This window comes from Microvirga mediterraneensis (assembly GCF_013520865.1).
Classification (GTDB): Bacteria; Pseudomonadota; Alphaproteobacteria; order Rhizobiales; family Beijerinckiaceae; genus Microvirga; species Microvirga mediterraneensis.
The window spans coordinates 130,227-149,726 of sequence record NZ_JACDXJ010000002.1 but is presented as its reverse complement, the minus strand read 5'-3'; the positions used below and the strand labels follow the sequence as shown (position 1 = coordinate 149,726).

General features: G+C 62.9%; 21 protein-coding genes and 1 pseudogene. 15 read left to right on the top strand and 7 right to left on the bottom strand.

The features are described 5' to 3' along the window. Nucleotides 1-3: 3 nt before the first annotated feature. The 5 genes from lon to groL all read left to right on the top strand — a co-directional run bounded on the left by lon (nt 4) and on the right by groL (nt 5,776). Nucleotides 4-2,433, top strand: a complete 2,430-nt coding sequence (lon, locus tag H0S73_RS23050) for an endopeptidase La (RefSeq protein WP_181054564.1) — start codon at nt 4-6, stop codon at nt 2,431-2,433. Between the two features lie 25 nt (nt 2,434-2,458). Next, the gene (locus H0S73_RS23045) at nt 2,459-3,094 is read left to right on the top strand and encodes a MarC family protein (protein ID WP_181054563.1); all 636 of its coding nucleotides are present in this window, start codon (nt 2,459-2,461) and stop codon (nt 3,092-3,094) included. Between the two features lie 87 nt (nt 3,095-3,181). Then, entirely contained in the window at nt 3,182-3,637 is a 456-nt protein-coding gene (trxC, locus tag H0S73_RS23040; protein WP_181054562.1) for a thioredoxin TrxC, read from the top strand. Between the two features lie 142 nt (nt 3,638-3,779). Further along, nucleotides 3,780-4,094, top strand: coding sequence for a co-chaperone GroES (locus tag H0S73_RS23035; protein ID WP_181054561.1), 315 nt, complete (start codon nt 3,780-3,782; stop codon nt 4,092-4,094). A gap of 44 nt (nt 4,095-4,138) precedes the next feature. Beyond that, on the top strand, nt 4,139-5,776 hold the full coding sequence (groL, locus tag H0S73_RS23030) for a chaperonin GroEL (RefSeq protein ID WP_181054560.1): 1,638 nt from the start codon (nt 4,139-4,141) through the stop codon (nt 5,774-5,776). Nucleotides 5,777-5,944: 168 nt separating this feature from the next. Here the strand turns inward: groL and H0S73_RS23025 are convergent, their stop codons facing one another. Next, complete coding sequence (locus H0S73_RS23025; protein ID WP_343058480.1) at nt 5,945-6,169, bottom strand: hypothetical protein; 225 nt, start codon at nt 6,167-6,169, stop codon at nt 5,945-5,947. A 539-nt stretch (nt 6,170-6,708) separates the two neighbouring features. On the opposite strand from H0S73_RS23025, the gene H0S73_RS23020 reads away from it, so the two are divergent. From H0S73_RS23020 to H0S73_RS26415, 9 genes and pseudogenes are all read left to right on the top strand, one after another. Further along, nucleotides 6,709-7,212, top strand: a complete 504-nt coding sequence (locus H0S73_RS23020; protein ID WP_181054559.1) for an Hsp20 family protein — start codon at nt 6,709-6,711, stop codon at nt 7,210-7,212. A 92-nt stretch (nt 7,213-7,304) separates the two neighbouring features. Continuing rightward, the gene (locus tag H0S73_RS23015) at nt 7,305-7,817 is read left to right on the top strand and encodes an Hsp20/alpha crystallin family protein (protein ID WP_181054541.1); all 513 of its coding nucleotides are present in this window, start codon (nt 7,305-7,307) and stop codon (nt 7,815-7,817) included. 73 nt (nt 7,818-7,890) lie between these two features. Beyond that, nucleotides 7,891-8,277 (top strand): hypothetical protein, encoded by a 387-nt coding sequence (locus tag H0S73_RS23010; RefSeq protein ID WP_181054558.1) that lies wholly within the window; start codon nt 7,891-7,893, stop codon nt 8,275-8,277. A gap of 22 nt (nt 8,278-8,299) precedes the next feature. Continuing rightward, nucleotides 8,300-8,599, top strand: a pseudogene (locus H0S73_RS23005) (NADH dehydrogenase ubiquinone Fe-S protein 4); the annotation flags it as partial. Nucleotides 8,600-8,709: 110 nt separating this feature from the next. Then, nucleotides 8,710-9,030, top strand: a complete 321-nt coding sequence (locus H0S73_RS23000; protein WP_181054716.1) for a hypothetical protein — start codon at nt 8,710-8,712, stop codon at nt 9,028-9,030. Nucleotides 9,031-9,039: 9 nt separating this feature from the next. Beyond that, entirely contained in the window at nt 9,040-9,384 is a 345-nt protein-coding gene (gene rpoZ / locus H0S73_RS22995; protein WP_181054557.1) for a DNA-directed RNA polymerase subunit omega, read from the top strand. 25 nt (nt 9,385-9,409) lie between these two features. After that, nucleotides 9,410-9,775 carry an SPW repeat protein gene (locus H0S73_RS22990; RefSeq protein ID WP_181054556.1) on the top strand — a complete coding sequence of 122 codons (366 nt, stop codon included), beginning with the start codon at nt 9,410-9,412 and terminating at the stop codon, nt 9,773-9,775. A gap of 538 nt (nt 9,776-10,313) precedes the next feature. Then, nucleotides 10,314-10,703: an SPW repeat domain-containing protein gene (locus H0S73_RS22985; RefSeq protein WP_181054555.1), complete on the top strand. Its 390-nt coding sequence runs from the start codon at nt 10,314-10,316 to the stop codon at nt 10,701-10,703. Continuing rightward, a complete protein-coding gene (locus tag H0S73_RS26415) occupies nt 10,704-11,129 on the top strand; it encodes a DUF2267 domain-containing protein (protein ID WP_181054554.1) in 426 nt (141 codons plus the stop codon). Between the two features lie 88 nt (nt 11,130-11,217). On the opposite strand, the gene H0S73_RS22975 is transcribed toward H0S73_RS26415, so the two are convergent. From H0S73_RS22975 to H0S73_RS22955, 5 genes are all read right to left on the bottom strand, one after another. Next, on the bottom strand, nt 11,218-12,030 hold the full coding sequence (locus H0S73_RS22975; protein WP_181054553.1) for a universal stress protein: 813 nt from the start codon (nt 12,028-12,030) through the stop codon (nt 11,218-11,220). A 390-nt stretch (nt 12,031-12,420) separates the two neighbouring features. Continuing rightward, on the bottom strand, nt 12,421-13,062 hold the full coding sequence (locus H0S73_RS22970) for an RNA polymerase sigma factor (RefSeq protein ID WP_181054552.1): 642 nt from the start codon (nt 13,060-13,062) through the stop codon (nt 12,421-12,423). 265 nt (nt 13,063-13,327) lie between these two features. Then, entirely contained in the window at nt 13,328-13,471 is a 144-nt protein-coding gene (locus tag H0S73_RS22965) for a hypothetical protein (RefSeq protein WP_181054551.1), read from the bottom strand. Between the two features lie 319 nt (nt 13,472-13,790). Then, complete coding sequence (locus H0S73_RS22960; protein WP_181054550.1) at nt 13,791-14,780, bottom strand: alpha/beta hydrolase; 990 nt, start codon at nt 14,778-14,780, stop codon at nt 13,791-13,793. Nucleotides 14,781-14,896: 116 nt separating this feature from the next. Beyond that, a complete protein-coding gene (locus H0S73_RS22955) occupies nt 14,897-15,793 on the bottom strand; it encodes an MBL fold metallo-hydrolase (RefSeq protein ID WP_181054549.1) in 897 nt (298 codons plus the stop codon). Nucleotides 15,794-15,896: 103 nt separating this feature from the next. Here H0S73_RS22955 and H0S73_RS22950 point away from each other — a divergent pair, with 103 nt between their 5' ends. Beyond that, nucleotides 15,897-16,859, top strand: a complete 963-nt coding sequence (locus H0S73_RS22950; protein ID WP_181054548.1) for a LysR family transcriptional regulator — start codon at nt 15,897-15,899, stop codon at nt 16,857-16,859. Between the two features lie 436 nt (nt 16,860-17,295). Here the strand turns inward: H0S73_RS22950 and H0S73_RS22945 are convergent, their stop codons facing one another. After that, nucleotides 17,296-18,963 carry an FAD-dependent monooxygenase gene (locus H0S73_RS22945; protein WP_181054547.1) on the bottom strand — a complete coding sequence of 556 codons (1,668 nt, stop codon included), beginning with the start codon at nt 18,961-18,963 and terminating at the stop codon, nt 17,296-17,298. Nucleotides 18,964-19,500 lie beyond the last annotated feature (537 nt).

The following is a 19,500-nucleotide window of genomic DNA, read 5'->3' as shown; positions in this document are numbered from 1 at the left end:
GCCATGATCCTGTTCGGAGTCGCCGACGGTCCCAACCAGCCAAACAACCATTCACCGGAGCCTCGGGAGGAGTTTACGCCGGTTCCGCTGCCGCCGGACGCCACTATCATCGTACCGGTGCGCAACACTGTTCTATTTCCGGGCATGATCGCGCCGATCGTCATCGGTCGGCCAGCCTCGATCGCGGCCGCCCAGCAGGCCGTGCGGGAGGAGAGGCCCATCGGCATCCTGATGCAGCGGGACGCCCAGGTTGCGGAGCCCGGCCCCGCTGAGATGCACGCTGTCGGGACTCTCGCTAACATCGTCCGCTACATGACGGCTCCGGACGGAACGCACCATATCATTTGCCAAGGCGTCCAGCGGATCCGGATCCTCGACTTCGTGAATGAGAAGCCGTTTCTGGCCGCACGTGTGCTCCACTTGCCGGAGCCTGAAGCCCAGAGTCCCGAGATCGAGGCCCGCTTTCTCCATCTGCAGAGCCAGGCGATCGAGGCGCTCCAGCTCCTCCCGCAGGCGCCGCAGGAGCTGATCGCGGCCGTGCAGGGGGCGACTTCGCCCGCCCAGCTCGCCGACCTTGCGGCGACTTACATGGACATCAAGCCCGAGGAAAAGCAGGAGATCCTGGAGACGCTCGACCTCCTGCCCCGGATGGACAAGGTCTCGCGCCTGCTGGCCCAGCGGATCGAGGTCCTGCGCCTGACCCAGGAGATCGGCCGCCAGACCAAGGCCGCCCTAGACGAGCGCCAGCGCGAGGCCGTGCTGCGCGAGCAGATGGCGGCGATCCAGCGCCAGCTCGGCGAAGGAGACGGGCGAGCCCAGGAAGTTCAGGAACTCACCGAGAAGATCGCCACGGCAAACATGCCGCCGGAGGTTGAGGAGCAGGCCCGCAAGGAGCTGCGGCGCTATGAGCGCATGCCCGAAGGCGCGACCGAGGCCGGAATGCTCCGGACCTATCTCGACTGGCTCGTCGAGCTGCCCTGGAGCCTGCCTGAGGAGCAACCCATCGATATCGCGGAGGCCCGCCGCATCCTCGACGAGGACCACTTCGGGCTCGAGAAGATCAAACAGCGCATCGTCGAATATCTCGCCGTGCGCAAGCTCGCTCCCAACGGCAAGGCCCCGATCCTGTGCTTCGCCGGCCCCCCTGGCCTCGGCAAGACGTCGCTCGGGCAGTCGATCGCCGGCGCCATGGGGCGGCCCTTCGTTCGGGTGAGCCTCGGCGGCGTCCACGACGAGGCGGAGATCCGCGGCCACAGGCGGACCTATGTGGGCGCCCTGCCCGGCAACATCATCCAGGCGGTCAGGAAGGCCGGCGCGCGCAACTGCGTGATGATGCTGGACGAGATCGACAAGATGGGACGCGGCATCCAGGGCGACCCTTCGGCTGCGATGCTGGAGGTGCTCGACCCCGAGCAGAACGCCACCTTCCGCGACAACTACCTGGCCGTTCCCTTCGACCTCTCGCGCGTGGTGTTCATCGCCACCGCCAACATGCTCGACACCATCCCAGGGCCGTTGCGCGATCGGATGGAGATCATCACCCTCGCCGGCTACACCGAGGACGAGAAGCTGCAGATCGCCCGGCGCTACCTGGTCAAGCGCCAGTTGGAAGCGAACGGGCTCCGGCCGGAGCAGGCCGAGATCAGCGACGAGGCCCTGAGCGGGATCATCCGGGATTACACCCGCGAGGCCGGCGTCCGGAGCCTGGAGCGCGAGATCGGCAGGGCGCTGCGTCACGCCGCTGTCCGGATCGCGGAGGGCAGCGCGGAGCATGTGAGCATCGGAGCCGAGGACCTCACCGCGATCCTGGGCCCGGCACGGTTCGAGGACGAGATCGCCATGCGCACCAGCGTGCCGGGCGTGGCCACCGGATTGGCTTGGACGCCGGTGGGCGGCGACATCCTGTTCATCGAAGCCACCCGGACGCCCGGCAAGGGCGGGCTGATCCTGACGGGGCAGCTCGGCGACGTCATGCGCGAGAGCGCACAGACGGCCCTGAGCCTCGTCAAGTCCAAGGCCGCAACGTTCGGGATCCGGTCGGAGGTCTTCGAGAGGAGCGACATCCACATTCACGTTCCCGCCGGCGCCACGCCCAAGGACGGGCCAAGCGCGGGCGTGGCCATGTTCACCGCCCTTGTCTCGCTGCTCTCCGACCGGACGGTTCGAAGCGATACGGCGATGACGGGCGAGATCAGCCTGAGGGGGCTCGTGCTGCCGGTAGGCGGTATCAAGGAGAAGGTCACAGCCGCGGCGCGGGCCGGCCTGACCCGGGTGATGCTCCCGGCGCGCAACCGCCGCGACTTCGACGATATTCCCGAAGAGGTGCGTGCCCGTCTTGAGTTCGTATGGCTCGAACGGGTCGACGACGCCCTGCTGGCGGCGCTGGAAGGCGAACCGCTGCGGGCGGTGGACGGTGGAACGCAAGCGGCCTGATGCCCTGTCACCAAGTTGGTCTCAGATGCTGGACACTGCCGTATCCGCGTTCGTGCTGCTGTTCGTCACGATCGGTCCCATAGAAACGGCGGCCGTATTCGGGGTGCTGACCGCCGGGATCCACCGGCCAGAACGGCGGCGGCTGGCATGGCAGGCGGTGGTGATCGCCGGGCTGGTGCTGCTGCTCTTTGCGCTCCTGGGGACCCAACTGCTCGATTTTCTGCATGTCTCTCTGGCGGCGTTCCGGATTGCCGGCGGGGTCCTGCTCCTGCTTCTGGCAGTCGATCTCGTGTTCGCGCACCCGACAGGCCTGTCGTCCATCACGGCGAGCGAGGAGCATGAAGCTCAACGCCCCGGAGACATCGCCGTGTTCCCGCTCGCCATCCCGCTGATCGCCGGTCCCGGCAGCATGACCGCGGTCGTGCTGCTGATGGGACAGGCCGGGACGGATCTCGCCCGGGCTACGATCCTGGCCATGTTGGCGGCCTGCCTTGGAGCCACCTATCTCGCGCTTATTCTCGTGGAGCCGCTCGGGCGTCTGCTCGGGGTGACAGGCACCAACGTCGTCGCGCGCATATCAGGGGTTCTGTTGGCGGCCGTCGCGGTGCAGTTCGTCCTCGACGGCCTGCGGGAGGCTAACCTGTTCGCTGCGCCTCCATAGGAGCCCCAATGCTCTGTCGACGTCTCCTTCGAGGGCGCAGGGTTGCACTTAACTATTCGCGCGTGAACACGAGTTGGAGTTTGTACCATGTCCGATACGTTCCACATCGTCTGTCCCACCTGTGACAGCGTCAACCGCCTGCCGCGGTCGAAGCCGGCGCAGGCGGCCAAATGCGGCCGCTGCGGCGCCGGTCTGTTCTCGGGGAAGCCTATTGGACTCGGCGGCGAACGGTTTAAGCGCCATGTCACCCGCAACGACATACCCGTCGTGGTCGATTTCTGGGCGCCTTGGTGCGGCCCCTGCCGCGCCATGGCCCCCATCTTTGAGCGGGCGGCGCAGGAGCTCGAGCCGGCAGCCCGGTTCGTCAAGGTCAACGTCGACAACGAGCCGGGTCTCTCGGCAGAGTTCGGTATCCAGGGCATTCCCGCACTGTTCGTGTTCAGAAACGGACAGGTCGCATCCCGACAGGCCGGAATGATGGATCCGGCCTCGCTGCGCCGGTGGATCGCAAGCGCGATCGAGCTCCAGCCTGGCAAGCGATAAGACCGAAGCTCCCGCCGGTCCGCGGCCGGCGGCTGCTCCCTTGACGGGATTTGGAGCATTCCTATCTCGAAGCTGCTTGGCACCCGTGACCCATGAGTGCCAAGCTAGGCTTTATTCGTGAATGAGATAGGAGGGTCTTTCGATGAAGTTCCGTCCCTTGCACGACCGCATCGTCGTCCGCCGGATCGAACCTGAGGAGCGGACGAAAGGCGGCATCATCATCCCAGACACCGCAAAGGAGAAGCCGCAGCAGGGTGAGGTCATCGCCGTTGGCCCCGGGGCCCGCGACGAGACCGGCAAGTTGGTCGCTCTCGACGTGAAGGCGGGCGATCGTGTTCTCTTCGGCAAATGGTCCGGCACGGAAGTGCGCATCGATGGCGAGGATCTCCTGATCATGAAGGAATCCGACGTCAGGGGCATTCTCGAGCAGGATGCCGTCGCCAAGAACGCCGCCTAACGGCTGGGAGTTGCTGACATCCGCCACAATAGGAGATGAATTCAATGGCTGCCAAAGACGTTAAGTTTTCTTCCGAAGCCCGCGAGAAGATGCTGCGCGGCGTCGATATTCTGGCCGATGCCGTGAAGGTCACGCTGGGTCCCAAGGGCCGCAACGTGGTGATCGAGAAGTCCTTCGGCGCGCCGCGCATCACGAAGGACGGCGTCACCGTCGCCAAGGAGATCGAGCTCTCCGACAAGTTCGAGAACATGGGCGCGCAGATGGTGCGCGAAGTGGCCTCGAAGACCAACGACATCGCCGGTGACGGCACCACCACGGCGACCGTTCTGGCGCAGGCCATCGTCCGCGAGGGCGCCAAGGCGGTGGCGGCCGGCATGAACCCGATGGACCTCAAGCGCGGCATCGACTTGGCCGTCGCCGAGGCCGTGAAGGACATCCAGTCCCGCGCCAAGAAGATCAAGTCCTCCGACGAGATCGCCCAGATCGGCACGATTTCCGCCAATGGCGACAACGAGATCGGCCGCATGCTGGCGGAGGCGATGCAGAAGGTTGGCAATGAAGGCGTGATCACGGTCGAGGAGGCCAAGACCGCCGAGACCGAGCTCGACGTCGTGGAAGGTATGCAGTTCGACCGCGGCTACCTCTCGCCGTACTTCGTTACCAACGCCGAGAAGATGATCGCGGAGCTCGAGGATCCCTACATCCTCATCCACGAGAAGAAGCTCTCCTCCCTGCAAGCCATGCTGCCGATCCTCGAGGCCGTGGTGCAGACCGGCAAGCCGCTCCTCATCATCGCGGAAGACATCGAGGGCGAGGCTCTCGCCACTCTCGTGGTCAACAAGCTGCGTGGCGGCCTGAAGGTCGCCGCCGTGAAGGCTCCGGGCTTCGGCGACCGCCGCAAGGCCATGCTCGAGGACATCGCCATCCTAACCGGTGGCACCGCCGTGTCCGAGGATCTCGGCATCAAGCTCGAGAACGTGACGCTCAACATGCTCGGCCGGGCCCGCCGCGTCCGCATCGAGAAGGAAAACACCACAATCGTCGACGGTGCCGGATCGAAGAAGGACATCGAGGCCCGCGTTTCGCAGATCAAGGCGCAGATCGAGGAGACCACCTCGGACTACGACCGCGAGAAGCTCCAGGAGCGTCTGGCCAAGCTCGCCGGCGGCGTCGCGGTGATCCGCGTCGGCGGCGCGACCGAGGTCGAGGTGAAGGAGAAGAAGGACCGCGTCGACGACGCCAGGCACGCGACGAAAGCCGCCGTGGAAGAGGGCATCGTTCCCGGCGGCGGCACGGCTCTGCTGCGTGCCAAGGCTGCCGTTCGGAAGCTGTCCTCTGACAATCCTGACGTGAGGGCGGGCATCAACATCGTGCTGCGCGCCCTTGAGGCTCCGATCCGCCAGATCGCCGAGAACGCCGGTGTCGAAGGCTCGATCGTTGTCGGCAAGATCACCGACAACGCGAGCTCGGACACCTTCGGCTTTGATGCGCAGACGGAAGAGTATCGCGATCTCGTCCAGGCTGGCATCATCGATCCCGCGAAGGTCGTCCGCACCGCACTCCAGGACGCTGCTTCGGTCGCCGGTCTCTTGATCACCACCGAGGCTATGGTCGCCGAACTGCCGAAGAAGGAATCCGCTCCGGCGATGCCGGGCGGTGGCATGGGCGGTATGGACTTCTAAACACTTGGATGTCCGGAGGCCCCCGCACGCTGGGGGCCTCCACGCTTGCGAGCCATGAGTTGAATCTTGATGCTCTCCTTGTGGTGAGCCAAGGCTTGGCTATACACACGGATGAAACGGCCAAAGAGGCCGGGACGAATTTCCGAGAACTCGCATTTTAAAAAGTCCTTACTGTCGTGTGAGGATGTCGAGGATGCGTTCCCGCTGAGCGTGAAAGTAGTCGAGGACCTGCTCCAGACCGTGAAGCACGGCCTGGGCCGTTTCGGTATCTGCCCCCTGCTCGGTCATCTGCTCGATCCGTGCGATCTGCCTGGTGACGAGCCGCTGGGTCTCGGTGATATTCCGCTCCAGTTGGGCGAGTTCTGGGTGCAGCTCGAACATGGCTTCGGGCACATCTCAAATCTCGTCGGCTATAAAAAGTTATGGGATCTCGCGCGGGTTCCCAACTGACACTGAATTTCCGATAAGCGCCTGTGTGGACGGCGCCTGGATGGCAAGGGGCTTCTGTTGTTTTGACGCTAGGGTCGGGTGTATCGGGGGCCATAGGCCCTCTGACGACGTCGGGCCGCGCCTGCGATGGATTTGCTTCCCAAATATCGTCAAGCTGCCAACAATAAGAGCGTGGCGTCATAGCTGAAGTTGGTCGCATGCTTGATCATGTGAGGCAAAGGATTAGCCAAAGTTCATAGCCGCGTTCTCGGCGGCGGTCCGTTCCGGCTTTGAGAGCGGGCTAGGAGCCTATGTGCTGGGCTTCGTCTTCAATCCTATGGAAGGTCTCATTTCTTTGCCCTCGCTTCCGCTCGTGGATCTTGACGGGCGGGAAGAGCGTTCCTACCTCGAGGAACGCCAAGGCTCATCAGGAGCTTGGCACCTTCGGCGCCGGCGGGCCGCCGGCGCTCTTGTGGTTACGTTGCTCAACGGAGGATGTAGCTATGAGGACAACGTTCGACCTTTCTCCTCTCTATCGCTCGTCGGTCGGCTACGACCGGCTGCTCGACATGCTCGATCAGGTCAACCGGGTCGAGCCCATGACCAACTGGCCGCCCTACAACATCGAGAAGACGGGCGACGACCAGTACCGCATCACCATGGCGGTCGCGGGCTTCTCACCCGACGAGATCGAGCTCGTTCAGCAGGAAAACACGCTCTCCGTGAACGGCCAGAAGCATCCTGAGCCGGAAGGCGTGCAGGTTCTCCATCGCGGCATCGCCACCCGCGCGTTCAAGCAGACCTTCAACCTGGCCGACCATGTGAAGGTCACGGGCGCGAGCCTCGAGAACGGCCTGCTGACGATCGAGCTGAAGCGCGAGGTTCCTGAGGAGCTCAAGCCCCACCGGATCGAGATCGTCTCCGGCACGGGCGCCAAGGCGCTGTCTCAGGACAACCAGCCGCAGCAGATCGAGCACGAGCCGAGCAAGCCAAGCAAGGCAGCTTAAGGCAGGCGCTTCACGACGGAGCGGAGCGGTGCCGGGACACCGGCACCGGACCCTTGCGCTCGCCTGAAACGGACCGATGAAAGGAGAAGACCATGAACATGCGTGATCTGATCCCGTGGGGCCGCACCGAACGGTCGATGGTCCCCGGCACGATGCGCGGTGAGGAGATGAGCCCCTTCATGACCCTTCACCGCGAGATGAACCGGCTGTTCGACGACGTGTTCAGCCGGTTCGAGGGCGGCATGCCGTCGCTTCTCGGGCGCATGCCGGCCTGGCCCAGCCTCGAGGCGACCGAGACCGACAAGGAGGTCCGGATCTCGGCCGAGCTGCCGGGCATGGACGAGAAGGACATCGAGGTCCTGGTCGACGATGATGTCCTGACCATCCGCGGCGAGAAGAAGGCCGAGACCGAGGACAAGGAGCGCCGCTTCAGCGAGCGCTACTACGGCCGCTTCGAGCGTGTCGTTCCCCTGCCCTTCGCGGTTGAGGAGGACAAGGTCGAGGCGTCGTTCAACAACGGCGTGCTCACCGTCACCCTGCCCAAGTCCGACAAGGCGCAGGAGAAGACCAAGCGCATCACCGTCAACGGGAAAGGCAAGAAGTAGTCGCATGGCACAGCACCCGGGCAGGCCGCACCGGCTGCCCGGGTGCCCGCCTTCGCTCACGTGAGGAGGGAATATGATGGAAACGATTGAAGCCAAACTCGATAGCAGTCCGGTTCCTGTTCCCCAGGTTAAGTCGCCCGGCGTCTCTGAGCGTTCGTTCGTGGATGCCCTAGTCGACCCGGTGAACATCTTCGCGAGCCCGCGGGAGGTCGTGGAGCATCCCTGGTTCAGCGACGAGGAGAAGCGCACCATCCTGCTGTCCTGGGCCCGTGACGAGCTCGTGATCGAGCAGGTCGCGAGCCGGATCATGCCTGACTTGCAGGTGAAATCCCGCATCGATGCCGTAATCGAGGCGCTTGCAAACTTCGATCCGGCAGCGGCAGGCGAGTATCACAGTGCGGCCCAATCCATTCGAAGCGACAAGAGCCGTCAGCCGGTCCGGCGGAGGATATCGCACTAGGAGGGAGGTGAAGGAGGGTACCATGCGTGAGCATGTTGTCGGACTTGGACACAATCGTCCGCCGGTCCTGCGCCTGACACGCGGACAGCCTTGGCCGGAAGATGCGCAGGCAACGATCTCCCGCCGGACCCGCTCGGTCACGACCTCTGGACGGGCCGGAACGGATCAGTGGATCCTGCGCTTCGAGCGGCGCCGGCCGCAGACCATTGAACCGCTCATGGGCTGGACGGCGGATGATGACACCCTGACCCAGGTCGAGCTCAAGTTCGCCTCGAAGGACGAAGCGATCGCCTACGCGGAACGAGAGGGTTTGGCCTATAGTGTCCAAGGGGAGCCGGTCGCCGCACCCGGGTGGAGCGCAAAGAGGCTCGCAAGCGGGCCGAGCAGCGCGAAGCGGCCGAACTCTATATGGCCGCCGCGGCACTGGGGTGGATGGACGCCCAGTATGGCGTCGCCGCCGTCGGGCGCAGACCGGACCTGGATCAAGCGCTCGTCGACCCGGCAAGCGTCTTTGCCTCGCCGGACGAGGTCGTTCACGATCCTAGTCTGTCCCCCGACGACAAGCGCGAGATCCTGCGCCGCTGGGCCTGGGACGAATGGCTGCAGGAGGTAGCGGCCGACGAGTCTCCCGCACCTGGCAAGCCGTCCCGCTACGACGAGGTGAAGGCTGCGCTCTTGATGCTTGATCGGCTCGCGAGCACGCAGCTGGTGTTCGCCGGGAACACCTCACCCTTCAACAAGTCAGCAGCATAGGAGGAATCCATGGCCCGTATTACGACGGTAGACTGCGAACGTGTGGTTCCGAACCGCTTCGAGCTGGTTCTTCTTGCGTCTTATCGAGCGCACGAGCTGTGGAATGGGGCCGAGCCGAAGGTCGCCGCTCTGGGCGAAAAGCCGACCGTGCTCGCATTGCGCGAGATCGCCGCGGAACGGATCGATCCTGCCAGTCTCCGGCAGCAACTCGTCAACCGCTTCATGCAGGCGGACATAGACCCGATCGAGTTTCACAAGCCGTCCATTCCGGAGCTTGCCCCAGCTTCTCCCTCCGGCGGGACCCCTGACGAACCGCTGGAAGGGAGCGCACCTGCACCGGTGCACTGTCAATGACTATGACAAAACGATGGAGGTCAACATGAAACTGAACCACTGGAATGAACTGACGATCCCCAACGTCATCAACGCTCTGTTGGGAGCTTTCCTTGCCGTGTCGCCATGGTTGCTCGGATTCTCGACTGCCGAGACGGCGACTTGGAGCGCGGGTCTGGTCGGCGCCCTCGCCTGCCTGATCGCCCTTGCAGATCTTGTACGCCCGCAGCAATGGCAGACCTGGGCCAGCCTTGTGGTGGGTCTCTGGGCAGCAGTAGCCCCCTGGGCGCTGGGCTTTGCTGGTGAGACGAACGCGGCATGGTGCCACCTCGCGGTGGGATTGACGACCGTCGTGGTGGCTGCCTTTGCGCTGTTTTGGATTTATAGCAACCCGGGAAAGCTCGCCCATTAAGGGCAGAGGAAAGAGCCTCTGAACCTGAAGTGGCATTCCAACCACGCAATGGAGGAATGATGATGAAACGACTCTTCAGAGCCGCTGCTCTCGCTCTATCGCTCGTTGCGGCTCTCGCAACGCCCACGGCGGCTTCAGCGCATTGGCGTCATACACCCTGGGGCTATCATGCGAGCTGGCATCCTGGTGCGGCAGCAGCTTTCGGCGCACTGACGGGGGTTGCTCTTGGAAGCGCCCTCGCGGCTAGCGCACGCCCCTACTACGCCGCAGTACCCGGACCGACCTACGTTGCAGGACCTTATCCGGTCTACCACCGGCCTGTCGTGGGGCGGAGATGCGTCACCGAACGCTGGAGTGAATGGGTACCCGGTTGGGGACGGGAGGTACATCGGCGCACCGTGTGCCACTAACCTGTAGTTCGTCCGAGGCAAGCGTCTGACGCACTCACCGACATTGGTGTAGGACGCAGGCGCTTGCCCTCGGATGCCGGCAAACTTTCGAAACGACTCGATCCCACTCTGGATCTTGGGAGGTAAGCATGGCTTCCATACACACGAAGAGCACAGGAAGAAACGTCAAGGGGGACTGGACGATTGTCGAGGCCGTCGATACCACCGTGGCCGCAATACTGATCCTGTCTCCTTGGCTGTTCCGCTACTCGGACACGGCGGCCGCAACGTTGAGTGCCGTCTTGGTCGGGGCCCTCGTTATCATAGCGACATTCATCCGCGACTCTGTGGCGTGGGCTTGGCATAGTCTTGCGACCCTCGTGCTTGGACTATGTGCCATCATCGCTCCTTGGGCACTTGAGTTCAGCATCATACCGAATGCGGTCGGGACGCATGTTTTGGCCGGGATGGCCATAGTGGCAATGGCGGCGATCAATCTCTGGATCCGGCATTTCGATCCGCCTGCAAGGGCAGCATGAATGGCAAAGCTGGTTCGCCTCGTGCTCCGCAGCACAAGGCGAACCCATTGCGAGTTCCGACGCGAAACCCAAGTGGCAGATCACGATAAACTGGCAAGCGAAGGAGGCAACCAGCGAGGAGGCGCCCACGACAGTGAGGTGGCCGGCCCGGACACACAGCGTTGCTCTCGTGCGTTGCGAGCCGTACTTCACGCGCTGCGCGACCGATCGACAGTTGATCAGGCCACGCATCCAGCGTCTCAACTCCCAGTGCTCATTCCCAGTCTCCACTACGAGGGCTATCTCCCGGCTGGCAATCCGGAGCCGCTTCGATCCCAAGCGGAATTTTTGGAACACGCCTCAAGGTGGGCTGGGATCATGCGCCGACACTGGCGTCCGTCATGCGGCATGTGCCGAATTTCGCGTGCTCCAGAGGCACTTGGATAAAGGTGAAATCGTCACGGCGAAACAAGTCGTGCCGGTGGAGATCAGCGAGTTCTTTGATGTGCCGCCATCTAGGCCCTGGCCCGCCAAATTAGTGCGACATCAGCACCGGCAGTGTCATCGCGTCGAGAATGCCGCGTGTGGCGCCTCCGAGGACAAATTCGCGGAGCCGTGAGTGCCCGTAGCCGCCCATCACCAGTAGATCGGCTTGGGCGTCAAAGGCATGAGACAACATCGTGCTTGCAATTTCCCCTGCGCTGGGAAGGCTGCGGAACGCGGAGGAGATGCCGTGGCGCGCCAAGTGTCGGACGATCCTGTCACCGGAGCGGTCGATCTCAACGCCGGCCTCGGCGACAGTGACGACTTCCGCCCGCTTGGCTCGCGCCAAGAACGGCATCGCATCGTTGAGAGCCCTGGCGGCCGTCGCGCTTCCGTCCCACGCGATCAGCACAGTCTCAAGTCTAAACGGAGCGATCGGCACGTACGGCACGATCAGCAGCGGCCGGCCGGTTTCGAACAGAGCCGTTTCGATCATAATCTCCCGGTCGTCGGGAGCATCAGGGTTCGGTTGCTCGAGGACTGTCAAATCGAAGTGCCGCGCCAGAGGACCAATCGCCCGGCCTGGCAGTCCGGCTGAAACCTCGACGGGCTCGGTCTCGACACTGATACCTTTGGCTGTTGCGGCAAATCGGTCAAGGATCCGTCGGGCCTCCGCTCGGGCGTCATCGAGCGCAGATGCCACCAGGGGAAGGGAGGCTTCCGGCCAGGCGACGCTGGCGGTGGGATCGTGCACGATCGTTGTCGCCGTGAGGTGCGCCTCGAACATTGAAGCCAGCGAGACCGCATATGGGCCAGCTGTTTTGGAGCTTTCGTCAAGCACAACGACGATACTCTTGATAGGCATCGAAAACTATCCTTCTGTCAGCGGTCTGAAATCGGACGCTGAGAACCGCTCGGCCCCTGCGACCGTTTCATCGCACGAATGCTCTGCGCGAGCTCCTGCGTTTGCGGCTCACCCTGCGCCTGTTTGGCCAAAGCGGCGGCCTGCACCAGGGCCTCGTTCCAGACAGCCCGTGCGGCGTCATGTCGGTCCAGAAGCTCCCGGATGTCGACCGGCGGGCCGGGACGGACCGGGATCCAACCGGGCGGGTCACTTGCCGGAAACGACTGAGGCTTGCTTCATCCACCAGGTCGACTGCCGCCGGTTCACGTTTGTCCTCTTGCATACCACTCTCCATTCCAATCTTCAGAGGAACTGCCTGTAGCTCCCCTGACGCGAGGAAAGTCCTCAGGTCTATTCGCGACGCGCTCCTGATGCTTCCTGCCCATCAAGGAGCGTCTGCCGGGCCTCTAAGAGGAGTTCTCGCGCCCCGGAAACCGAGGAGCTTGTCGCGAAGGCCGCCTGTTGGAGCGAGATGCCATGGCGGTCATGCATGAGCAGGATGCGGCGGCCCCGCTCAGGCAACGCGCCGGGCTGCCTCTCGACGGCAGGGGCGATCTCCTCCGGCGTGGATTTCGGATCGGGAATGGCCTCCTCCCAAGTTTCGAAATCCGCGGGCTGCCGCCATCCTGTCGCGGATGCCATGTCAGCAGCAGGGGCATCTAAGGATACAGGGGCCAACTCCCCGATCTGCCTCTCCTCGCCCACAAGCAAGTCGGCCGTCCGGTATAAGAGACCGAGGAGCCACGCCTCGAGGTCTAAATTGACGGGCTTATGCCGGCGCTCGTCCCACGCCTTGATCATCGTTTCCGCCATAAGATCTTCTGCGCTGAGGGATCCGGAGCCGAGATCGCCAACGCAGACGCGGTATGTGATCTCGTGCTGAGCAGCTGCTCGAAGCTCCTCAAGGTATGGCTCGACCAGGCTCCGGAACATATCCTTGTCGCCGGCGAGTGTCCGTTGCCATTGGTTGCTCAGGCCCTTGAGGTCAGACATTGGCAACTCCCTGCATACTTCCCTTCTGCACAGAGGATCCTCATGCCCCGATGCACGATCTCTTCGCTCGTCCCGCCACCGGGAGCTCACCAGGCGCGGGACCGATAATCCAAGGGTGATCTATACGGACACGCGGCGGCCGGCCTCCAACACCTCACCGGTCGACACACCCGAAGGGTCGTCTCCACTCGGACGGTCGGACGGGTCAGAGGCGTTGCCCGTTCCGGAATGGAGGCGCCCGATCGGGCGCCTCCATCGCGACGCCTCACTTCTTCATGTTGGGCTGATTGCTCGCGTCGGATGTCCGCTCACCGTGACTGTCCTTCCGGAACGTCAGCTTACCGGACACCCGCCTGAGCGTGTCAGCGATATCGTATTTGAGCTTGTTGGCCATTTCAGACATGTTCATGACAAACCCCATCAGGTTCGGCACGAAGTCGGTGCCAGCCTTACAACGCAGACCTTGGCTGCCGGATCCAAGTACTTCGCTCCTTCCTTCCAGAGCGCGTTTACGGGGCTTGGGGAAGAGGGCGCAAGCGGAAGGTTTTGACCCGCTGCACGAGCATCCCACAAACGTCCACCTAATTCAGAATTCGACTGGGCGGCGGCTTTGTCGCGTTCCACGCCACCGAAGACCTAGAGACATTGCCGATCCAAGGGTGTTTCTGACGACTGATGCTGGCCGACGGGCAACCGACTTGCCAGAACTTCCACACCGACGGCGCCTTTTAGGAGGCTCGATCGCCCCAGTCGTCATCCCGCCAGTTGGCGAAAGCGCGCTGCAGTTCGGCGGCAATCTCTCCGATCAGGATCGTCGTCTCAGGCATGATTCCACCCATCGTGAGAAAGCCGTGGATCTGGCCGGGAAAGTGCCGTCGCCGGACAGGCACCCCCGCCGCTTCCAACCGATCCGCATATGCGATGCCCTCGTCGCGGAGAGGATCATGGCCGCAGGTCACAACCAGCGCCGGAGGGAGATCAGCGTGGCTGGCGGCGCGCAGCGGCGAAGCGCGCCAGTCGGTCGCCAGGGCGGGATTGGGCAGATACTGGCCGGCGAACCATTCGAGCGCCGCGACGTTCAGTGTGGGACCCGTCTCAAATTCCGCTCTTGAAGCAGTCCGAGCGGCGAAATCCGTCGCCGGATAGATCAGGATCTGCCCGCAGGGCTGCGGCCGGCCCTCGTCGCGCAGGATCAGCGCCAGGACCGCCGCAATATTTGCCCCAGCACTGTCGCCTCCCACGGCGATCCGACGCGGGTCGATCAGAAGCTCATCCGCCGCCGCAGTCACGTGGTGATAAGCGACTTGGGCATCCTCAATGGCAGCGGGAAAGGGCCGCTCGGGCGCCAGGGCATAGTCCACGGCAACCACCGCGCAGCGCCCGGCATTGGCAATGCTACGGCAGGCATTGTCATGAGTCTCCAGATCTCCGGACACCCATCCGCCGGAGTGGAAGAATAGGAATACGGGCAGCACCTCTCGATCGGTCGTGCCCCAGGGCCGATAGAGCCGCATCGCCGGCCGGTCGGGGGTCGCCGGCAGATCTTGGACCCGCGCGACCTCCGGCGGCGCGGGGGCGAAGGCCCGGCGGCCATCGCGGAACGCGCGTCGAGCGTCCTCGGGCGTACCGGTCTCGGGCCCCGGGACCGGAGACGCGAGCAGCCCGTCGACCAAACGTTGCGCCGCAGGGTCGAGGGCCGATTTGAGCTTGCGGACCATTTACTCTCCCCTCATATAGCTCGGGCGTGCTTCCACGGGATCACGCAGTCCTCGTTGACCACTGGCCGACCGGATGTAAGGATGGTGCCGCCGTTTCGGCCATAGGCGCAAACGACTTACAGGTGCCATTCGCAAGCTCCTCGTTCGTGGATCCAGGTGAATTGCTCGCCGGAGCGGCGGACTCTGCCGACCGACGAGCCGCCAAGATGCGAGCCGAAGAACAGTACATTTCGGTCGGCGGCATAACTAAGAGCCCAAAGCCGGGATGTCCGAGCAAGCTCGGCGGTCTCGCAAAACACCGAGTTCCATTCCGGCCGCAAAACCTGCACCTGATTGTGAAGCACATCGCCCCCGAAGAAGGCCTCCTCCCCACCGCTCCTGATGGAAATGGAGAGATGGCCCGGACTATGTCCGGGCGTAGCATGGAAGGTCACGCTATCGATCGGCTCAAAGGGTCCCGGATCGATCTCATCCACGAGGCCTGCAGTGATGACCGGCGCGATGCTATCACCGAACACGCCAGCTGCCGGTCCTTTTTCGAACCGCGCCTGTCGCGCAGTTGTGCCTTCGACTCGGCCCCAAACATAGCGAGCCCTGGGAAATGTCGGCACCCAACGTCCACCCTCTTCCCTGGTATTCCAGCCCACGTGGTCGGTATGGAGATGGGTGCAGAAGACGTAATCCACCTCCTCTGGCGCCGCACCCGCTGCGACCAGCCGCTCCAAGTAATCTGTCATTAGGTTCGCGAACGCTGGAAAAGCACGCTGGCGGCCGTTGCCGATGCCTGTATCGATCAAGATTCGGCAGGTGCTGTCTTGCACCAGCCAGCTCTGGACTGGGACGCTGAGACGGTCCCGACGGGCGGCGCGCGTCGGCCTGATTACGGGCTCCGCCTCGGCACCGAGCACGCCATCGTCCCATGCGGGGATCAGGGCTGCAGGCGCGAACTCGAGAGTAATTTCCGGAATGCGGGTCACCCGCCAAGATCCGATCCTGTAGGTTTCTTCCTGCATAGCGAGCCTCACTGGATCACGGCGCTCCTCAGGAGCGCAGACCATTGCCTCTTCGTGCCATGCATATTATGAATGAATCTGCGCGATCAAATCGATATGATTTATGAGCTCTATCGATCACTTCAATCTCCGCTCCTTCGACCTCAACCTGCTCATCGCCTTCGATGCGTTGATGCAGGAACGCAGCGTCACGCTCGCCGCCCGGCGGCTGAAAGTCCGGCAACCGGCCATGAGCCACACGCTCGCCACGCTGCGGGTCATCTTCAACGATGAGCTTTTGGTGCGGGTGAAGCAGACGATGGAGCCGACCCAGCGGGCCCTTGAGCTTCACAAGCCGATCCGCGACCTGCTCGCGCAGGCGCAGGACGTGCTGCGTGGCAGCCGCCCCTTCAGTCCCGCAACGGATGAACGGGTCTTCCGTGTCGGCCTGACTAACGGGCTTGAGGTCCTTCTGCTCCCCGAACTGGCGGCCCGGTTCCGGCAGCACGCCCCTCGGGTTTCCGTACTCGCACGGGCCGTCGAGCCTTCTGACGCGACGGAACTGATCGATTCCGGCGATCTCGACCTCGCGATAGGGTGCTACGACGCGCCCGTGTCCTGGCAAAGGCGCGAGCTGCTCTTCGAAGAGACGCTCACCTGCTGCTTCAACCCCGCGCTGCTGCACTGTCGTGTACCGATTGATGGGCAGACCTATATCGAGACGCCGCACGCCGTTGTCTCACTTAACGGCGAACTCTGGGGTTGCATGAAGCCGGCGCTGGAAGAGATCGATGCCCGTCTAAACATCGTTGCGTCGGGGCCGAATTTCTTGGCGACCTTGATGATCGCGCGTGAAGGGCCGCTGCTCACAACGCTGCCCAGCCGGATCGCGTCGTTTTATGCGCCAATCTTCGGCTTGGCAACCAGTCCGGTACCACTCCCTTTCAGACCCAATCCAATCGCGATGGTTTGGCCGACGCGCGCCGACCATGAGCCTGGAAGCGTTTGGCTGCGGAGTGAGATCCGTCAAGCCGGGTTCGTCAAGTACAGGCCAGGAGCGCCGTCTGCAGCGATTGCCGCCGAATGATCTCGCCTGTTCCCGGCTTGAACATATTAGCGATATCCTCTCTGAGATTGTTGGCCATCCCCGATATGTTCAAATTGACATCACACGGATCATCCACTTGGGGCAGGCCACCCCTTGACTCTGCAATCTCAAGCAAGACCAAATAAAGAACGTATCGACCCTCTCTAGGAGGCCAAGAAGAAGCTCATTGGCCAAGTCTGCAATATCGACTTTGCGCAGGTAGATCGCAAAGGTCAAAGTCCGATGCCAGCGCCAGGTTAGCGATGACATTTGGAGCTGCCGAGTTGAATTCACGATATGAACGACAATGCGCTAGCCGGGCTATTCCCATACAGGTTGCTGTGCGCACCAGAAGTCCAGCTATTACGCGGCGATAAGGTCGACAGTCTCGTCGATTCCGAAATCTCGTGGCCTTCAGAAGCGATGATGATTACGATCAGCAGCCTGAGGGGTCGAGCCCGTCGGCCGTAGGACACGGAAGGGCAGAGCCGGAGGGGAAAGCCTCCCCTCCATGATCTAACCTTTCGTGTTGCCGCAAACCCAGCTGGGCAGTCTCCTGCACCCGTTCGGGTTCGCCGAACCATCGCAATGCGGCCTCAGCTACTCCTTCGGCGTCAGAAGCAGTCTCGCCAGCCCACGCGACGAAGCCATCGGGGCGCACGAGCAATGCTCTCAAGCCAAGCCCATGTGTGACGGTACTTGAGACATAAGCGATTCGATTGCTCCAGCGGCTCCCGAGCACTTGCAGCGGCGTTTCACTGTCGAAGTCCAGCAGCAGGCCTTTTCCCAATCTCAAATGTTCGCCGAGCCTAGTGCCGTCGACTAACTCGAAGTCGGGAGCGCTACGGCCTACCAGCGGATGGCTGCCGCCCAGATCGTATTTGAGAGATACACCCCACACGCGCTCAGCGAAGTAGGTCGCGCCGTCGCGCGTCTCGATAAGATCACGAATGATGGATTCGAGCGCGCGTGTACTCCGGGTAGGCCGCATGAGCGCGACTTGGGCACGCGACCAATCGAGAACTTGCGCTCCTACTGGATGCCGTTCGCTCAGATAGGTATCGAGCAACCCGGCCGGCGCGTCACCGCGGATCGTCGAAGCCAGCTTCCAACCCAGGTTCATTGCGTCGCCGAGCCCGAGGTTGAGACCCTGACCGCCCAAGGGAGAATGGATGTGGGCTGCGTCTCCCGCGAGCAAGACCCGCCCTCTTCGGTACGCCATCGCCTGGTAGGCGCGGTCAGTCCAAGTAGTGGCGAGATGGAGGGCTGTAAGGATGACGTCCGTGCCAGCGACGCGGCGCAACACTGTCTGCACATGTTCCAGCGTAATCGGCCGGGACCGGTGGAACGCACCTCCGTCGAAATCGACCATCGCGATCGTTCCTGGCCTGGCGTAAGTGTACATTCCTGTTGGCGTATAGGTGCGTCCGGAGCGGAGCTTATTCGGGTTGGCTATTTCGACTTCAACGGAATAGCCGGTGAACTCGGGCTCGGTGCCGACGAAATCGAATTCTCCTAGCTTCCGCACCGTGCTGCGGCCTCCGTCGCAGCCGACGAGCCAGCGTCCGCGAAAGGTCTCGCCGCATGTACGAATGGTTACGTCCTCATCCGACTGGTCAAACTCCGTGACGCCTAGGCCGCGCCTAATCTCAACTCCCATCGCGCTTGCACGAGCGGCTAGGACCGACTCAACGGACTCCATGTCGACCGCCATGCTGGTGCCAGCCGGACTTGGTAGGCGATATTGCCACCGCGAGGTGTCGATGTTGCCATGATAGAACTCGATGCCGGCGAAGTGTCCCGCTGACCGGCGCGGCTGCTGCATCCAATGCGCTGTGGCCTTAGTGGCCCCCGAGAGATCCTTCGCGCGCTGCGCCGCAGCGATGTCCTCCAGCAATCCACGGCGGTAGAAGGCCTCGATGGTGGGGGCTGAAAGGCCGCGCATCCCGAAGGGAAGCCGCTTCAAAGGCGAGTGCGGATCCTTGCCTTGCTCCAGCACCAGCACCGAAAGGTTGGCGAGCCGCATCTCACAGGCGAGAAAGAGGCCTACAGGGCCAGCGCCAGCAATTACGACATCATACGGCTTCGAGTGTCGGATGTGCATGATCTACTCCTGTGTCGATGTTCGACCGGAGCGTTCCTCACCTTTGAGAACCACACGGACGAACAATTTGGACGCTCGAGGAGCATCCGATGTTCGTCGTGGGGGTCCCATGCACGAAGCCAAAGACCAGAGCTTTCGTTACCGAAAGGACTTGGGCTTACCAAACCAAGTCTGCCTTTTCCGACACGGCAACGATAGCATCGGGTAGATTTCTCTGCAACGGACATTGCGCCCTGGGCCGAACTGCTCCCGCAGAGGCGGGCGCTCCAGAATGGCCTCTTCATCCATGCCATCGGGAGGCAGATCCGCCGCTTGAGCGGACAGTGCATTCAACAGAGTTGACTGGCCGAGCACCAACACTAAAAGGCTCGCCCTTGCTACTTTGTTTAATTCGATCTTTCGCGTCTGGGCTCCTAGGTCCGACGGAACGCAGCCTCCCAGCCAAGGTTCCCTTTCATCGAGCGTCATCGGCCCTGCCGGGACGGTTCGGCGCGTTCTTCACGTCCCGGCTCGCCCGTGCCGGCGGGTGTTGCTCCG

Excerpts from the sequence above, each read along its gene's own strand:
- H0S73_RS22985 (WP_181054555.1), top strand. The coding sequence starts at position 10,314 with ATGGCTTCCATACACACGAAGAGCACAGGAAGAAACGTCAAGGGGGAC.
- H0S73_RS22990 (WP_181054556.1), top strand. The coding sequence starts at position 9,410 with ATGAAACTGAACCACTGGAATGAACTGACGATCCCCAACGTCATCAAC.
- H0S73_RS22945 (WP_181054547.1), bottom strand. The coding sequence starts at position 18,963 with ATGCACATCCGACACTCGAAGCCGTATGATGTCGTAATTGCTGGCGCT.
- lon (WP_181054564.1), top strand. The coding sequence starts at position 4 with ATGATCCTGTTCGGAGTCGCCGACGGTCCCAACCAGCCAAACAACCAT.
- H0S73_RS23015 (WP_181054541.1), top strand. The coding sequence starts at position 7,305 with ATGAACATGCGTGATCTGATCCCGTGGGGCCGCACCGAACGGTCGATG.
- trxC (WP_181054562.1), top strand. The coding sequence starts at position 3,182 with ATGTCCGATACGTTCCACATCGTCTGTCCCACCTGTGACAGCGTCAAC.
- H0S73_RS22955 (WP_181054549.1), bottom strand. The coding sequence starts at position 15,793 with ATGCAGGAAGAAACCTACAGGATCGGATCTTGGCGGGTGACCCGCATT.
- H0S73_RS22950 (WP_181054548.1), top strand. The coding sequence starts at position 15,897 with ATGAGCTCTATCGATCACTTCAATCTCCGCTCCTTCGACCTCAACCTG.
- H0S73_RS23010 (WP_181054558.1), top strand. The coding sequence starts at position 7,891 with ATGATGGAAACGATTGAAGCCAAACTCGATAGCAGTCCGGTTCCTGTT.
- H0S73_RS23000 (WP_181054716.1), top strand. The coding sequence starts at position 8,710 with ATGGACGCCCAGTATGGCGTCGCCGCCGTCGGGCGCAGACCGGACCTG.
- H0S73_RS22965 (WP_181054551.1), bottom strand. The coding sequence starts at position 13,471 with ATGAACATGTCTGAAATGGCCAACAAGCTCAAATACGATATCGCTGAC.
- H0S73_RS22960 (WP_181054550.1), bottom strand. The coding sequence starts at position 14,780 with ATGGTCCGCAAGCTCAAATCGGCCCTCGACCCTGCGGCGCAACGTTTG.
- H0S73_RS23020 (WP_181054559.1), top strand. The coding sequence starts at position 6,709 with ATGAGGACAACGTTCGACCTTTCTCCTCTCTATCGCTCGTCGGTCGGC.
- H0S73_RS22970 (WP_181054552.1), bottom strand. The coding sequence starts at position 13,062 with ATGTCTGACCTCAAGGGCCTGAGCAACCAATGGCAACGGACACTCGCC.
- H0S73_RS23035 (WP_181054561.1), top strand. The coding sequence starts at position 3,780 with ATGAAGTTCCGTCCCTTGCACGACCGCATCGTCGTCCGCCGGATCGAA.
- H0S73_RS22975 (WP_181054553.1), bottom strand. The coding sequence starts at position 12,030 with ATGCCTATCAAGAGTATCGTCGTTGTGCTTGACGAAAGCTCCAAAACA.
- groL (WP_181054560.1), top strand. The coding sequence starts at position 4,139 with ATGGCTGCCAAAGACGTTAAGTTTTCTTCCGAAGCCCGCGAGAAGATG.
- rpoZ (WP_181054557.1), top strand. The coding sequence starts at position 9,040 with ATGGCCCGTATTACGACGGTAGACTGCGAACGTGTGGTTCCGAACCGC.
- H0S73_RS26415 (WP_181054554.1), top strand. The coding sequence starts at position 10,704 with ATGGCAAAGCTGGTTCGCCTCGTGCTCCGCAGCACAAGGCGAACCCAT.
- H0S73_RS23045 (WP_181054563.1), top strand. The coding sequence starts at position 2,459 with ATGCTGGACACTGCCGTATCCGCGTTCGTGCTGCTGTTCGTCACGATC.